A 15,820-nucleotide genomic window follows, 5' to 3' on the forward strand; every position below is an offset into this window, starting at 1 on the left:
TGCCTGGGATAACGGCATTTTGCTTGACTGAGGGAATGAGTCCACGTCACTCGGATCCCCGCGCCCGTCCGGCACTGGTGGACATCGCCGCCCGGCTGCTGGCGGAGGAAGGGCCGCAGGCGCTGTCCGCCCGCCGCATCGCGAGCGAGATCGGCACCTCCACGATGGCCCTGTACACCCACTTCAACGGAATGCGCGGACTGGTGCGCGCCATGGTCCACGAAGGGTTCACCCGGCTCCAGCACTACTTCACGCTGGTGGAGTTCAGCGACGATCCGGTGAGCGACCTGGCACTGCTGGGCCGTGCCTACCGGTGCAATGCGCTGGCCAACCCCCACCTGTACGCGGTGATGTTCGGGGGTTCCTCACTGGCCGGATTCTCACTCGGTGAGGAGGACCGGCAATACGGCCGTTACACGCTGGCCGGCGTCTCCGAGTGCGCCGCCCGCTGCATCGAGGCGGGCCGGTTCCGGGCGGCGGACGCCGATCTGGTGGCGCATCAGATGTGGTCGGCGGTGCACGGCCTGGTCGTGCTGGAGCTCGGCGGCTACCTCACCGAGCCCTGGGACGCCGACCGCCTGCTGGAGGCGCAGCTGGTGGGGCTGATGGTGGCCGTCGGCGACACCCGGCAGGCCGCCGTCGGCTCGGTGGCGGCCTCGGCGGAGCGGCTGTGGAGGGAGGTGGACACCACGGCGACCGGAACGGACTGAGGGCGGCGGCCTCCCCCGGCGCGGCCGCCCCACCGGCCCGCCCACCCCACCGCCTCCCCATCCGCATCGTCCACGCACCCCCCACCGGCGCATCTCCCCAATTGCTGCAGTATTTCAAACACATACCGGCCAGTATTCGGTGCTTTGGCTTTGCCAAATGGAAGCACGGGGGGAGCCGTTGAACTTGTCATGTCCGCCTGCTACGGTCATCAGTCGTTATCGGGTCGACACACTGTGTCACCGCCGCTTAACGGAAGGGAGATGGGGAAGCCTCGCGCGCTCCGGTAGCCAAGGGGCACCCACCCCTTCGGCCGCGTTCCAGGACGCAATACCGGGGCGGAGTTTCCGTCGTCCACCGGTACATGCGAGAATCTGGAGCAGCCTTGAAGCCAGCAATAGAAGAGGCCGTGGCCCGCGCGATCGAGGTCATGCACGAGAACATCGGCGAATTGCTCACCATAGATGACATGGCCCAGGCCGCCATCTACAGCAAATTCCATTTCTCCCGGGAATTCCAGCGGGTGACCGGGGTCTCGCCCCGACGCTTCCTGTCCGCCATTCGGATCGACGCCGCGAAGCGCCTGCTCATCGAAACGGACCTCACCGTCACCGAGATCAGCCACCGGGTCGGCTACAACAGCGTCGGCACCTTCAGTTCGCGGTTCGCCAGCAGTGTCGGCACCTCCCCCACGATGTTCCGCCAGTTACGCGGCTTCACCACCAGGATCGAACTCGACAACCGGCGCTGGAGCCGGCCGACGGAACTCGCCACCGTCCGCGGCGAGATCCGGGCCTCCGTCGCCGAGGAACTCGGCCGGGTCTTCGTCGGCCTCTTCCGCACCCGCATCCCGGAGGGCCGGCCGGCCGCCTGCACCGTCCTCCCCCGCCCCGGCGCCTTCCTCCTCGAACACGTGCCGGCCGGGACCTGGTACCTCCTCGCGCACTCCGTCCCCGCCTCCTTCGACGAAGTCCTCACCGGCGAGGTCTCCGTCGGATCCGTCGGCCCCGTCGAGATCAGGCCGAACGTACCGCTGGACCCGCTCGAACTGCGCCTGCGCCCGGTGCACGTCCTCGACCCGCCGGTCCTGCTCGCACTGCTGGACGTCCGGGCGGCGGCCTTCTCCAGGAACACCGCGCTCCCCAAGGCCGGTTGAGCCGGCGCCGGGTCACCCGCCGCCCCCGGCGCCGGCCCCGGACCCGACGAAGGGGGCGGCGGCCGGCTGCTGCCGACCGCCGCCCCCTGGGGTCCTGTCGTCGAAACCCGCGTCCGCGACGCCGGGGCGCTCAGGCCCGCCGTCTCACCGCGATGGCCGCCGCACCCAGCAGGCAGGCGACGGCGGCGGTGACGTAGGCGAGGTGGTAGCCGGAGAGCTGGTCGTCGGTGGTCGCCGCCACCAGGACCATCACCGCCACGCCCGCGCTGGCGCCGATCTGCTGGGTGACCACGTTCAACGCCCCTGCGACGCCCTGCTGTTGCTCCGGGACGCCGGACAGGCCCGCGGAGGTCATCGAGGGGAAGTTCAGCCCCTGGCCGATGCCGCTGACCACCAGGCCGGGCAGCACGTGCAGCACGTAGTCGCCGTCCTGCGGCGTGCCCAGCCACAGCCCGGTGCCCACCCCGATCAGGACGAGGCCGACGGCCATCAGCGTCCGCGGGGAGTACCTGGCCAGCAGCCGGCCGGTGGCGAAGTTGGCGGTGAGGAACACGGCCAGGGACATCGGCACCAGCGCCATGCCGGACTCGAAGGGCGAGTAGTGCAGCATCCCCTGCAGGTACAGCGGGGCGAAGAACAGCATCCCGACCGAACCCATGTACTGCAGGAACGCCGCCAGGCTGGCCTCCCGCACCGAGGTGATCCGGAAGAGGCCGAGCGGGAGCAGCGGGTCGGCGGTGCGGTGCTCGCGCACGACGAACAGCACCAGGCAGAGCACCGCGGTGCCGAGGACGATCCACGCCGACGCGCCGTTGCCGCTGACGCCGACGATGAGCAGGGTCAGGCCTAGGGTGCCGGTGATCGCGCCGGGCAGATCGAGCCGGCCGCGGTGCCCGGCGCCGTCCGGCAGTCCGATCCGCGTCGCGCCCAGCACGCCGAGGCCGAGCAGCACCGAGAACCACAGCACCGAGCGCCAGCCGAAGAACTCGGTCAGCACCCCGCCCAGCAGCACTCCGCCGCTGAAGCTCGCGGCGCCGACGGCCGCGTACACGCCGAAGGCCCGGTTGCGCGCCGGACCGGCCGGGAACGTGTCGGTGAGCAGCGCCAGCGCGGCCGGGCCGGACAGCGCGGCGCCGATGCCCTGGACGGCGCGCGCGCCCAGCAGGGTCACGGTGTTCGGGGCCACGGCTCCGACCAGCGCGGACACGGTGAACAGGGCGACACCGACCTCGAACACCCGCCGCCGCCCGAGTACGTCGGCCAGCCGGCCGCCGACCAGCAGGAAGCCGGCGAAGGTGACGGCGTAGGCGGTCATCACCCACTGGAGCGTGGTCTCGTCGAGGTGGAAGCGCTCTCCCACGGAGGGGAGGGCGGCGTTGAGGACGCCGAGGCCGCTCACGTCCAGTGCGAGCGCCCCGGCCAGCACGCCGAGGGCAAGTCCCGGCCGGCGGACCGGACCGGCCGCGGTGCCGGTGGAGTCGGTGGAGTCAGTGGTATCCGTGGTGTCGGTCATGCGGGCCTGCCGTCGAGGTCGCGGGCGGCGGGTGCCCGGCCGAGGTGGTCGGCACGTCGGGGTAAGGAGCTGTTGGCATCGGCTGACGCCGCATCGAATTTGTCAACTGCCATGCGGACAGCTTGCATTGGTCGATCGTCTGCTGTCCACTCCGCGCCGGGGCGCCCGGACGGCCCTGGGCGGTGCCGTCCGAGGAGATCGAATCGGACACTTTGTCGATCAAATCTCGCCACTGCCGCAACCGGACCGCAAAGTGCGCAATCCTGGAGTCGACGCCCCGCCGGGCTCAACGGCGGATGAAAGGCCAGTGCTGCGGAATCCCGGCAGCGGAATGCGCGACAGAACCTTCGGTAAGGCCGCACACGCCGGTGAGAACTCCACAGTGAGCCGCTGAATCGCGATCGCCCACGTCACTTCGAAGCCCCCGTCCTCGAAGCCTCCCGCCCTCGGCGCGCGCCGCCGAGTCGCGTGGTCAGCGCCTCGAACCTCCCTTCCTGCCACGAGAGGAGCCGCGTTGCCCGATCGCATGCCCACTCCTGTCATGTACAGGTCTAGCCCTTTTCTTCGTGTCCGAATTGCCCCGACGCGGACGTACTGACCCATCCCCCCCTTGCGAACGATCGGTGTGAAGCTCCACCCGTCCATTCCACCCGCCCTGTCGAGGAGTCACCATGCCCCAGGAGCGCGCGGCGCGAGACATGTCCGCCGTCACGGATTTCCTGCTATCACGTTTTGCCGAGCTGTTGGACATCTCCGCGCACTCCGTGGACCGGTGGGCGCCGATGCACCGGTACGGGTTGGACTCGTTGAGGTCGGTGAACCTCGCGGCCGCGCTGTCCGAGTTCCTCGGCTGGCAGGTCCCGGCGACCTGGATGTGGCAGTACCCGACCCTCGACGGGCTGGCCCGCGCCCTCGTCGACGGTCCGCGGGCCGCGGAGCCCGCCCCGAGCACCGAGCGCCGCAAGCCCTCCCACGAGCCCGTCGCGATCGTGGGCATCGGCTGCCGCTTCCCCGGCGGGCCCGACCCGTCCGCGTTCTGGCGGCTGCTGGTCGAGGGCGGCGACGCCGTCGGACCGGTGCCGGCCGCGCGCCGCGAGCTGCTGAACGACCGGGTCCGCTGGGGCGGGTTCATCGACGGCATCGACCGGTTCGACCCGCTGTTCTTCGGCATCTCGCCCCGCGAGGCCGTCCAGATGGACCCCCAGCAGCGGCTGATCCTGGAGCTGTCCTGGGAGGCCCTGGAGGACGCGGGCATCGCCCCGCACACCCTCGTCGGCAGCGACACCGGCGTGTTCATGGCCTCCTGCTGGGGCGACTACGCCGCCCTGGCCCACTACCGCGGCCCCGACAGCCAGATCACCCCGCACACCGCGACCGGCATGCACGACGGCATCATCGCCAACCGCGTCTCGTACGTCCTCGGCCTGCAGGGCCCCAGCATGGCCATCGACTCCGCCTGCGCCGGATCGCTCATCTCGGTGCACACCGGCTGCCAGTCGATCTGGCTCGGCGAGAGCGACCTGGTGCTCGCCGGCGGCGTGAACCTGAGCTTCGTCTCCGACTACTACACCGCCATGGACGCGATGGGCGCGCTCGCTCCGGACGGCCGCTGCAAGTCCTTCGACGCCCGGGCCAACGGCTACGTCCGCGGCGAGGGCGCCGGCGTCGTCGTGCTCGCCCCGCTCAGCGTGGCGCTGGAGCGCGACCTGCCGGTGTACTGCCTGATCAAGGGCAGCTCCTCCAACAACGACGGCCTGAGCAACGGCATGACGGCGCCGAACCCCCAGGCGCAGGAGAAGATGCTCCGCACCGCCTGGCAGCGGGCCGGCGTCGCACCGCACCTGGTGGACTACATCGAGTGCCACGGCTCCGCGACCCCGCTCGGCGACCCGATCGAGGCCAACGCCATCGGCGCCGTCCTCGGCGGCGACCGCGCCGAACCGCTGCGGCTGGGCTCCGTGAAGTCCAACGTCGGCCACCTGGAGGCGGCCGCCGGCATCGTCGGCCTGGTCAAGCTCGCGATGTCGATGCGCAACGGCGTGCTGCCGCCGAGCCTGCACTTCAGCGCACCGAACCCGCAGATCCTGTTCGACGAGTACAACCTCACCGTCCAGGACCGGCTGGAGCCGTGGCCGCGGCGCTCCGACGCCCGCCGCGGCGGCGTCAGCTCCTTCGGGTTCGGCGGCTCGATCTGTCACGTCGCCGTCGAGGAGCTGCCGCGCCCCGAGTCCTCGCTCCTCCTGCTGGCCGCGGACTCCCGCGAGGAACTGGCCGAGCGGGCCCGGGCGCTGCGCGACGGCACCGACCTGCGCGCGCTCTGCCGCCGCACGCCCGGCGACGGCCCGTTCCGGCTCGCCGCCACCGCCCGCGACATGGCCGAACTCAGGAGCAGCCTCGACGCCTTCGGCAACGGCGGGAAGGCCCCCGGGCTGAGCGTCGGGGAGTCGGCCGGGCGCAGGCCGCGGGTGGCCTTCCTGTTCTCCGGCAACGGCTCGCAGTGGGTCGGCATGGGCCGCCAACTGCTGGCCGGCCAGCCGGTGTTCCGCCGGTCCATGATGAGGTCCGACAAGCGGATGCGCGAGCTGCTGGGCTTCTCGCTCGTCGAGCAGCTGCTCTCCCCCGACGGCCGGCTCGACGACATGGACGTCTTCCAGCCACTGCTGTTCTCCCTCCAGGTCGCACTGGCCGAGACCTGGCGCTCGCTGGGCGTGGAGCCGGACGTCGTGGTGGGCCAGAGCGTCGGCGAGTTCGCCGCCTCCCACGTCGCCGGCGCCCTCGACTTCGACGACGCCTCCCTCCTGGCCGCCCACCACGGCCGGCTCCTCCAACTGCTGGCCGTGGGCCGCGGCGAGGGCATCGTGGTGATGACCCCCGCGGACGAGGTCCGGCCGCACCTGACCGGCGGGCTCACCCTCTCCGGCCACAACGGCCTGAACTCCACGCTCGTCACCGGCACTCCGCAGGAGATCGACGACCTCGTCCGGCGGCTGACCGACGCGGGCGTCACCAACCACCGGGTGCGGATGGGCCACGCCCCGCACTCGCCGCTGGTCGACCACGTCCTCGCCCCGCTGAAGGCCGAGCTGGCGGGCATCCGGCCCCGGACCGCCCGCATCCCGATGATCTCGACGGTCACCGGCGAACCCGTCGACGGCGCGGAGCTCGGCCCGGACTACTGGGCGGACAACCTGCGCCGGGAGATCCGGGTGGTCGACGCCCTGACCAGGCTGCGCGACCACGACGTCGACGCGGTGGTCGAAATCAGCCCGCACCCCCTGCTGCTCAAGTCGGTGTCGGAGATCCTGCCGGCGACCACCCTGCCGTCGCTGCGGCGCGGCGCCGACGAGGCCGCGACCCTGCTCGGCTCGCTCGGCGCCCTGTACGCCGCCGGACTCCCCGTCGCGGCCCACCCGTTCCTGGCCGGCGACCGGGGCCGGCACCTCGCGCCGGGCCCGGGCGACGCCCCGGCCGACGAGCGGCCGTACCTGGTGCCCGTCACCGCCCGCACCGCGGGCGCGCTGGCCGACACCTGCCGCGAGCTGTCCAACCACGTGGAACGCGACCCGGCCCTGCGGGTCTCCGACCTCGCCTACACCCTCGCCGCCCGGCGCACCCACCACAGCCACCGGATCGCCCTGTTCGCCCGAAACCGGCAGGACGTCCTGGACGGACTCGCCCGGGTCGCCGCCGGCCAGGCGCACCCCGACGTCGTCACGGGCACGGTCGCCGGCAACGCCGACCGGCGGGTGGCCCTGGTGTTCTCCGGCGGCGGCACCCAGTGGGTCGGCATGGGCCGCGAACTGCTGCGCTCGCACGCCGGGTTCCGTGCCTGGATGGAGGCCTGCGACGCCGCCGTCCGCGCGGCCGGCGGCTGCTCGGTGCTCGACCACCTCGCCGCCCCGGCCGAGGAGGCCAGGTACGAGGAGATGGACTTCCAGCAGCCCGTGCTGTTCGCCCTCCAGGTGTCGCTGGCGAAGGTCTGGCTGGACCTCGGCATCGAGCCGGCCGCCGTCGTCGGCCACAGCCTGGGCGAGGTCGCGGCCGCCTGCGTGTCCGGCGCGCTGTCCCTGGAGGACGCCGCCCGGGTGGTGGTCGCCCGCTCGCACCTGCTGGAGCGCAAGGCCGCCGAGGGCGCCATGATCTCGGTCGACCTGCCGGAGGCGGAGCTGCTGCCGCGGCTCGCCCCGTACGCCGAGCACGCCGCCGTCGCCGTGGTCAACAGCCCCACCAGCGCGGCGGTCTCCGGCTCGCCCGGGGCCGTCGACGCGCTGGAGGCGGACCTCCGGCGGGACGGGATCTCGGTCCGGCGGATCCGGGTCGAACGCCCGGTGCACAGCCCCGGCATGGACCCGCTGGTCCAGCCGCTGCGCGAGAGCATCGACGGCATCACCCCGCTGACGCCCGGCATCCCCTTCCACTCCACGGCGCTGGCCGACACGGTGGACCCGGTCGCCGACGTCGACTACTGGGTGCACAACCTGCGCAACCAGGTCCGGTTCGCCGAGACCATCGGCGCGCTGGTCGACCGGGGCGTCACCACCTTCGTCGAGATCGGCCCGCACGAGACGCTGCGCGGCGCCGTCGAGGAGATCGGGCTGTCCCGCGGCGTCCAGGTGCACGCGGTCAACTCCCTGCGGCGCGAGGAGAGCGACGTCCGCTGCCTGCTGGGCGCCGCCGCCTCGCTGTACGTCCGGGGCCTGCCGCTGACCTTCGACTCCCTCTTCCCCGACGACGTCGAGGTCGTGGAGACCCCGCTGGTCCAGTGGCAGAAGGAGCGCTACTGGATCGACACCGAGCCCCGCCACGAGGCCGCCCCGGCACCGGCCGCCACCACGGTGGCGGCGCCCGCCGCGGCGGCCCCGGCGGTCGAGGCGCGGCCGGCCGCCCCGCAGCCGGCGGCGGAGCGGCCGGTCGCGGAGGTCGTCCTCGCCGAACTCGCCGACGCGCTGGGCGTGCCGGTGGGCCGGTTCGACGCGAACGCCGGTCTGCGCGACTTCGGCCTCGACTCGATGCTGGCGATCCGCCTGGTCAACAAGATGCAGGCGCTGCTCGGCCACCGGGTCTCGCCGGTGGTCTTCCTGGACGGGCGCTCCATCGCCGAGGTGGTCGACCACTTCGTCGAGATCACCGGTGGCCCGGCCGCGCCGGCGGCCGCCCGGCCCGCGCCCGCCGCGCCCCCGGCCGCCCCGGCGCCGGCACCGGCCGCCGCGGCCGGGCCGACGCCCTCGTTCCTGGCGGACCTGTCCGAACTGGACGCCGAGGAGCTGGTGGAGGAACTCGACGCCCGCGGGCTGCTGGAGGCCACCGACGCACCGGCGCTGGAGCAGCTGCGCGCCGAGGGCCTCGGCCTCCAGGTGGCACCCGCCTCGCACGGCCAAGCCTCGCTCTGGTTCATGCAGATGGTCGCGCCGGACGCCGTGCCCTACAACTTCATGGTGACCGCCCGGATCCGGGCCGAGGTCGACGAGGAGGCCCTGGAGCACGCCGTCCGGGCCGTGCTGGACCGCCATCCCGCGCTGCGCACCGTGTTCGTGGAGGCGGGCGGCAGCCCCTACCAGGTCATCCTGGACGAGCCGGTGTACGAGTTCCTGGTGGTGGACACCTCCGACCTGGACGACGAACAGGCCCGCGAGGAACTGGCCCAGTACGGCCACGAGCCGCTCGACATGGACAACGGGCCGCTGGTGCGGATCGTCCTGATGCGGCGCGGGCCGGCCGACCACTACCTGATGGTGCTCGTCCACCACATCGCCTCGGACGCGGCGTCGGCCGACGTCATGATCCGCGAGATCCAGGAGTACTACGAGGGCGCCGACCCCGCCGACAGCGCGCCGGTCGCCCCGTACACCGAGTTCGTCGAGTGGGAGCGGCAGTGGCTGGCCGGGCCGGCCGCCGAGGCGGCGCTGGACTGGTGGTCGCGGAAGCTGGCCGACCCGCCCGCCCACCTCGACCTCTCCAGCAAGGAGCGGCCGCCGGGCGTCACCTACGAGGGCCGCGACATCGCGTTCCGCTGGAGCGCCGAGGAGACCCGCCTGCTGCGGGAGTTCGCGGTGCGCGAGGGCGTGTCGGTCAGCACCGTCGTGCTGGCCGGGTTCTTCGCCACCCTCAACCGGGCGACCGGGACCGAGGACTCGGTGCTGGCCACCGCCATCGCCCAGCGGGCCGAGCCCGGCTGGGAGTCCGCCATCGGCTACTACCTCAACACCGTGCTGGTGCGGGCGAACCCGGCCGGCGACCGCAGCTTCCGCGAGCTGCTGCGCGAGGTCCACGCGTTCTCGCTCGGCCTGCTGGAACACATGAACTACCCCCTCGACCTGCTGGCCTCCCAGCTGAAGCCGCCGCGCGCCGAGGGCCGCTCCCCCTGGTTCGACGTGGTGGTGAACTGGCTGTCCTCGGACGCCTTCCCCCGCTCCGTGAAGCTCTTCCACGGCGTCGGCGAGACGCTCACCCCGGACGGCGCGCTGCCGCTCGAACCGCTCCAGGTGCGCAGGCACCTCGCCAAGTTCGACCTCGAGATCTCGATGGCCGACATCGACGGCAGGGTGGCCGGCCACGTCCAGTTCAAACCGAGCTACCTGGAAAGGCAGACCGTGACAGCACTGCTCGCGCTGTACCGCACCGTGCTCTTCGACTCGATCGCCCGACCCGACCAGGCCCTCGGCGACATCGCGTCGACCGGCCTCCCCGAGGAGACCCACCAGTGACCGATACCCTGCACTCCGAGTTCGTCGCCCAGGCGGTCAAGAACCCCGACGCGACCGCGGTCTACTCCGACGCGGGCGTCCTGACCTACGGCGAACTGAACGAGCGGTCCCGGGTGCTGGCCGAGCGGCTGGTCGCCGACGGCGCCGGCCCCGGCGTCCCGGTCGGCATCTGCGTCGAACGCACCCCCGACCTGCTGGTGGCGGTCCTGGCCGCGCTGCGCGCCGGATCCTGCTACCTCCCGCTGGACCCGAACTACCCCGCCGACCGGCTGACCTTCATGGTCCAGGACAGCGGCACCCGGCTGCTGCTCACCACGCCCGCGTCCCGGGCCAGTTGCCCGCCCGGCCCGACGGTGGTCGTCCTGGGGGACACCGTGACGACCGAGCCGGGCGCCAAGCCCGTCGCGGTCGTGCCCGAGGACACCGCGTACGTCATCTACACCTCGGGCTCCACCGGCCGGCCCAAGGGCGTGGCCGTCCGGCACGCCGGCGCGGTGGCGATGCTCGCCGAGATGGACCGGGTCCTGGAGGGCTGCGACCTGAGCGGCGTCTCGGCGGCGAGCTCGGTCTGCTTCGACATGTCCGTGATGGAGCTCTTCAACGCGCTGTGCCGCGGCGGCGCCGTGGTGCTCGTCGAGAGCGCCGTGCACCTGCCGGAGAGCCGGTACGTGGACCGGATCACCCACCTGACCGTCGTCCCGTCGGTGATGAACGGGCTGCTCGACGCCGGCGCCCTGCCCCCGAACGTGCGCTCGGTGGTGTTCGGCGGCGAGGCCCTGCGCCGCAAGCTGGTGGACCGGACCTACCGGGAGACCGGCGCCACCCGGGTGTTCAACGCCTACGGCCCCACCGAGGGCACGGTCTTCTGCACCTTCGGGCTGGTCCCCGAGGACGGGACCGACGAACCGACCATCGGCCCGCCGACCGCCACCGACCTGGTCTACGTGCTCGACGAGAACCTGGAGCCGCTGCCGGTCGGCGAGTCCGGCGAGCTCTACCTCGGCGGCGTCGGCGTCGCGCACGGCTACGTCAACCGGCCGCGCACCACCGCCGAGCGGTTCGTGCCGGACCCGTTCCGCCCCGGCGGGCGGATGTACCGCACCGGGGACGTCGTGGCGTTCACCGAGGACGGCGAACTCCGGTTCCTCGGCCGCTCCGACCACCAGGTCAAGCTGCGCGGCTACCGGATCGAGCTGGAGGAGGTCGAGGCCCGGCTGACCGCCTGCCCCGAGGTCCGGGAGGCGGCCGCCGTCGTCCGGGGCAACCGGCTGATCGGCTACGTCGTGCCCGCGGGCGACGGCGCGCCGCAGGACGGCCCCCGGGTGGACGCCGCGCTCCAGAGCGCCGTCACCGGTCGGCTCGCCGTCGAACTGCCCGACTACATGGTGCCCGCGACGCTGGTCTCGCTGCCCGCCCTCCCGCTGGGCCCGGGCGGGAAGCTCGACCGCGCCGCGCTGCCCGAGCCGCCGGCCGCCGGCACCGACCGGCCGCTGACCGCCGCCGCCACCCCGACCGAGGTGGCCCTGTCGGAGATCTGGGGCCAGCTGCTCGACCTCGACCCGTCGAGCATCGACGTGCAGTCCGCCTTCTACGACCTCGGCGGCGACTCGCTGCTGCTGGTCCGCCTCGCCCGGCTGATGACCCGGCGCTTCGACCGCCGCGTCCGGGTGCCCGACCTCTTCAGCTTCCGCGACATCGCCTCGCTCGCCCGCTGGCTCGACGAGGAGGCCGGCGCCACCCCCGAGGTGGTCCAGTCGGCGCGCGAGCGGGCCGGCGCCCGCCGGGCCGCGCTGCGCGGCCGCGGTGGCGCCGCCGGCCGCGGCGGCCCGGCCGGCCGCTGAGCCCCGTCACCACCACCCGAACCGAAGCAACCGAAGCAGGAGCCTTCCCATGACCGACAGCCCCGAGCAGGAGTACGACCCGGGTGACGTGGCCATCATCGGCATGTCCCTGCGGGCACCGGGAGCCCGTACCAAGGAGCAGTTCTGGGACGTCCTGGTCAACGGCCGGGAGACCGTCTCCTTCCTGGCCAAGGACGACATCCACGTCGACGAGACCCTGATCCACAGCCCGTTCTACGTACGGGCCTGCGGCGTCCTCGACACGTACGACAAGTTCGACCCGTCGGTGTTCGGGATCAGCGACCGGATGGCGGCCGCGATGACCCCGGAGAACCGGCTGTACCTGGAGAGCGCCTGGGAGTCGCTGGAGGACGGCGGCTACGACCCGGACCGGCTCAAGGCCGAGATCGGCATGTACGGCGCCAACAACCCGCAGACCGCCGCGCTCTACAGCTCCCCGCCGGACCGTGTCTCGGTCGGCCCGGAGGCGATCGAGGCCAGCCTGGCGTGGTCGCCGGACACCATGACCTCCAACGCGCTGTACTACATGGGGCTCACCGGAGAGGCCGTCACCGTCGCCGCCGTCTGCGCGGGCTTCCACTACGCGGTGCACCTGGCCTGCCAGTCGCTGCTGCTCGGCCAGAGCGACATGGCGATCGCCGGCGGCTCGATGGTGCGCATGCCGCACCCCCGCGGCCACCTGTGGGAGGAGAACCGCATCCTGTCGAAGGACGGCCACTGCCGCCCCTTCGACGCCAACGGCACCGGCACCGCGCTGTCCAGCGGCGTCGTCACCGTGCTGCTGAAGCCGCTGGGCCGGGCCGTCGCCGACCGCGACCACGTCTACGCGGTGGTCCGGGGGTCGGCCGTCAACAACAACGGCGTCAGCGCGATGGCGTACGGCCTGGCCCAGCCCGAGCGGCTGAGCGCCTGCATCGCCGCCGCCATGGAGGTGGGCGGCGTCACCCCGGACACGGTGTCCATGTACGAGGCCAACGGACTCGGCCTGCCGATGACCGACGAGCTCGAAGTGCACGCGGCGACCATGGCGTTCGGCAAGCAGACCGCGACCACCTCGATCGGCGGGGTCAAGGGCAACGTCGGCCACGGCGGCGTGGTGTCCGGCGGCTTCGGCGCGATCAAGGCCGCGCTGGCGCTGTACCACAAGACCCTCCCGGCGACGATCAACCTGACCGAGGTCAACCAGGACCTCGACTTCCCCAGCACCCCGTTCGTGCCGCAGATCGAGGGCGCGGCCTGGGAGCCGGAGGCCGGCATCCGCCGCGCCGGCATCACCTCGATCGGCGGCGGCGGCTACAACGCCCACCTGCTGCTGGAGGAGGCGCCGGCGCCCGCCGAGCGCGCCCCCGAGGACACCGGCCGGCCGCGGCTGGCCACCCTGTCCGCGATGGACGACGAAGCGCTGGCCCGTCAGCGCACCCGGCTCAGGGAGTGGCTGGAGGCCGACCCCGGGCTGCGCCTGGACGACGTCTGCTTCACCCTCAACCTCGGCCGCAAGGTGATGGGCCGCCGCTGGGCGGCCGTGGTGCGCAGCCGCGAGGAGCTGGTCGCGGCGCTGTCCGACGACGCCCGCGGCCCGGTCGCGTCGACCGCCGCCGCCCCGCGGACGGACGCCGGCGCCTTCGGGCGCACCGACGGCGGGATCGTGCCGGCCGGCCAGGACGCGCCCGCGCTGGCGGACCTGGCCGCCGCCTGGGTGACCGGCCAGCAGGTGGACTTCGACGCCCTGCACCGGGACGGGTCGGGCCGGCGCGTGCCGCTGCCCACCTACCCCTTCCAGCCCCGCCGCTTCTGGCGTACGGACTGGTGAGCATGAGCGCACCGGCACTGGACACGGTGGACCTGGGCGACCCGGCCACCTTCGCGGACCACGACCTCGACGGGTTCTGGCGCACCCTGCGGGACACCGCGCCGCTGCACTGGAACCCGCCGGTCGGCGGCCGCCGGGGGTTCTGGGTGCTCTCCCGCTACGACGACATCATGGCCACCTACCGGGACAACGTGAACTTCACGTCCCAGCGCGGCAACGTGCTCGTCACCCTCCTGGAGGGCGGCGACGCCGGGGCCGGCCGGATGCTGGCCGTCACCGACGGGCCCCGGCACCTGGAGCTGCGCAAGATCCTCCAGCGGGTGCTGTCGCCGCGGGTGCTCGACGAGGTCGCACGGACCGTCCGGGACAACACCCGGCTGTGGATCCGCGAGGCGGTCGAGTCCGGCGGCTGCGACTTCGCGGAGCAGATCGCCAGCCGGATCCCGATGACCACCATCTCGAACCTGCTCGGGGTGCCCGAGCGGGACCGGGACTACCTGCTCTCGCTGACCAAGACCGCGCTGTCGGCGGACGACGAGGACGTCGACGAGGTCGACTCCGAGATGGCCCGCAACGAGATCCTGATGTACTTCATGGACGTCGTCGAGGAGCGGCGCGAGTCGCCGGGCGACGACGTGATCAGCATGCTGATCGGCAGCGCCATCGACGGTGTGCCGCTGTCCGACGAGGACGTGGTGCTCAACTGCTACAGCCTGATCATCGGGGGCGACGAGACCAGTCGGCTGACGATGATCGACTGCGTCCGCACGCTGGCGTCCCAGCCCGAGCAGTGGCGCCGGCTCAAGCACGGCGAGGTCGCGGTCGAGACCGCGGTGGACGAGGTGCTGCGCTGGGCCTCGCCCACCATGCACTTCGGGCGCAGCGTCGAACGGGAGACCGAGCTGCACGGCGTACGGCTGCGGCCGGGCGAGATCGTCACGCTCTGGCACGCCTCCGGCAACCGGGACGAGCGGGTCTTCGCGCGGCCCGAGGTGTTCGACCTCGCCCGTACCCCCAACAAGCACCTGGCCTTCGGCTACGGCCCGCACTTCTGCGTGGGCTCGTACCTGGCCAAGGTCGAGATCGCCGAACTGCTCAAGGCCCTGCGGGACTTCACCCTCGGGTTCGAGCAGACCGACGAGGCGCAGCGGATCCGGTCCAACTTCCTGACCGGGTTCTCCACCATGCCGGTGCGCTTCGAGCCCGACCACTCCGGACTGCGACCGCGGGAGTGCGGATGAACATCTACATGTCAGGACAGGGGGCGTTCGCGGTCCAGGTCGCGGAAGCCCTGCTGGACAACGGGCACAAGATCGTCGGCGCGGCCGCACCCCGGCTGCGCAAGGGCAAGTCCGACGAGGGCGACGCGATGGCCTGGGACCGCCTGCGGGCCTGGGCGTTCCCCCGGGACATCCCGTGGACGGACTCGGCCGAACTGCGCGCGATGCACGTCCCGGACGGGGTGGACATCATCGTCGCCGCGCACTCGCACGCCTTCCTCGGCCGGCAGACGCGCGCCCGGGCCTCCGTCGCCACCATCGGGTACCACCCCAGCCTGCTGCCTCTGCACCGCGGCCGGGACGCGATCCGGTGGACCATCCGCGACGGCGACAAGGTGACGGGCGGGAGCGTCTACCACCTCACCGAGCGCACCGACGGCGGCCCGCTGGCCGCCCAGGAGCACCTGCTCGTGCCGCCGGGCTCGACCGCGCAGAGCCTGTGGCGCGACCACCTGGCCCCGCTCGGCGTGCGCCTGCTGGTGAAGGTGGTCGCCGACCTCGCCGCGGACCGGCGGATCGAGGTGCCCCAGGACGAGAAGCTGGCGACCTGGGAGCCGGCGATGGACACCCAGCCGCTGTTCAAGCCGGAGCTCATCGCGCTGCCCGGCACCACCCGGGTGGAGAGCAGCGCCTCGGCGCTGCACGACCGGTAGGACCGCCCGCCCCTCGCGGCCGTGGCCCCGCGCACTCCTGGTGGTTTCTATGGGTCGTGGCAACACGTGGTCGGTTGTCTAGGCCGCGATGAGTTTATGCAGGCGCTCGGCTGGGGTTTCCCAGCCGAGCGTTT

8 protein-coding genes are annotated in these 15,820 nt (G+C 72.6%); 7 read left to right on the forward strand and 1 reads right to left on the reverse strand.

The window, feature by feature from the left end; translation table 11 throughout:
* Positions 1-35 precede the first annotated feature (35 nt).
* The gene (locus ACIQI7_RS13980) at positions 36-710 is read left to right on the forward strand and encodes a TetR/AcrR family transcriptional regulator (protein ID WP_387747366.1); all 675 of its coding nucleotides are present in this window, start codon (positions 36-38) and stop codon (positions 708-710) included.
* A 428-nt stretch (positions 711-1,138) separates the two neighbouring features.
* Complete coding sequence (locus ACIQI7_RS13985) at positions 1,139-1,864, forward strand: helix-turn-helix transcriptional regulator (RefSeq protein ID WP_401108880.1); 726 nt, start codon at positions 1,139-1,141, stop codon at positions 1,862-1,864.
* A 130-nt stretch (positions 1,865-1,994) separates the two neighbouring features.
* Here ACIQI7_RS13985 and ACIQI7_RS13990 read toward each other — a convergent pair whose 3' ends face one another.
* The gene (locus ACIQI7_RS13990; protein ID WP_401108814.1) at positions 1,995-3,377 is read right to left on the reverse strand and encodes an MFS transporter; all 1,383 of its coding nucleotides are present in this window, start codon (positions 3,375-3,377) and stop codon (positions 1,995-1,997) included.
* Between the two features lie 671 nt (positions 3,378-4,048).
* On the opposite strand from ACIQI7_RS13990, the gene ACIQI7_RS13995 reads away from it, so the two are divergent.
* The 5 genes from ACIQI7_RS13995 to ACIQI7_RS14015 are packed head-to-tail and all read left to right on the forward strand — an operon-like array spanning position 4,049 to position 15,686.
* Positions 4,049-10,081 carry an acyltransferase domain-containing protein gene (locus ACIQI7_RS13995; protein ID WP_401108817.1) on the forward strand — a complete coding sequence of 2,011 codons (6,033 nt, stop codon included), beginning with the start codon at positions 4,049-4,051 and terminating at the stop codon, positions 10,079-10,081.
* A complete protein-coding gene (locus ACIQI7_RS14000) occupies positions 10,078-11,922 on the forward strand; it encodes an amino acid adenylation domain-containing protein (RefSeq protein WP_401108820.1) in 1,845 nt (614 codons plus the stop codon). The genes ACIQI7_RS13995 and ACIQI7_RS14000 overlap by 4 nt, the downstream gene beginning before the upstream one ends.
* Positions 11,923-11,971: 49 nt before the next feature.
* Positions 11,972-13,753 (forward strand): beta-ketoacyl synthase N-terminal-like domain-containing protein, encoded by a 1,782-nt coding sequence (locus ACIQI7_RS14005; protein WP_401108823.1) that lies wholly within the window; start codon positions 11,972-11,974, stop codon positions 13,751-13,753.
* A gap of 2 nt (positions 13,754-13,755) precedes the next feature.
* Positions 13,756-14,994 carry a cytochrome P450 gene (locus tag ACIQI7_RS14010; RefSeq protein ID WP_401108826.1) on the forward strand — a complete coding sequence of 413 codons (1,239 nt, stop codon included), beginning with the start codon at positions 13,756-13,758 and terminating at the stop codon, positions 14,992-14,994.
* Positions 14,991-15,686 (forward strand): formyltransferase family protein, encoded by a 696-nt coding sequence (locus tag ACIQI7_RS14015; protein WP_401108829.1) that lies wholly within the window; start codon positions 14,991-14,993, stop codon positions 15,684-15,686. The genes ACIQI7_RS14010 and ACIQI7_RS14015 overlap by 4 nt, the downstream gene beginning before the upstream one ends.
* The last annotated feature ends 134 nt before the right edge of the window (positions 15,687-15,820 follow it).

The organism is Kitasatospora sp. NPDC092039 (assembly GCF_044756065.1).
Lineage (GTDB): Bacteria > Actinomycetota > Actinomycetes > Streptomycetales > Streptomycetaceae > Kitasatospora.

What these genes read in the sequence shown, in the direction of transcription:
- ACIQI7_RS13995 (WP_401108817.1), top strand. Translation starts at nt 4,049, where the DNA reads ATGCCCCAGGAGCGCGCGGCGCGAGACATGTCCGCCGTCACGGATTTC.
- ACIQI7_RS14005 (WP_401108823.1), top strand. Translation starts at nt 11,972, where the DNA reads ATGACCGACAGCCCCGAGCAGGAGTACGACCCGGGTGACGTGGCCATC.
- ACIQI7_RS14010 (WP_401108826.1), top strand. Translation starts at nt 13,756, where the DNA reads ATGAGCGCACCGGCACTGGACACGGTGGACCTGGGCGACCCGGCCACC.
- ACIQI7_RS13990 (WP_401108814.1), bottom strand. Translation starts at nt 3,377, where the DNA reads ATGACCGACACCACGGATACCACTGACTCCACCGACTCCACCGGCACC.
- ACIQI7_RS13985 (WP_401108880.1), top strand. Translation starts at nt 1,139, where the DNA reads ATGCACGAGAACATCGGCGAATTGCTCACCATAGATGACATGGCCCAG.
- ACIQI7_RS13980 (WP_387747366.1), top strand. Translation starts at nt 36, where the DNA reads ATGAGTCCACGTCACTCGGATCCCCGCGCCCGTCCGGCACTGGTGGAC.
- ACIQI7_RS14015 (WP_401108829.1), top strand. Translation starts at nt 14,991, where the DNA reads ATGAACATCTACATGTCAGGACAGGGGGCGTTCGCGGTCCAGGTCGCG.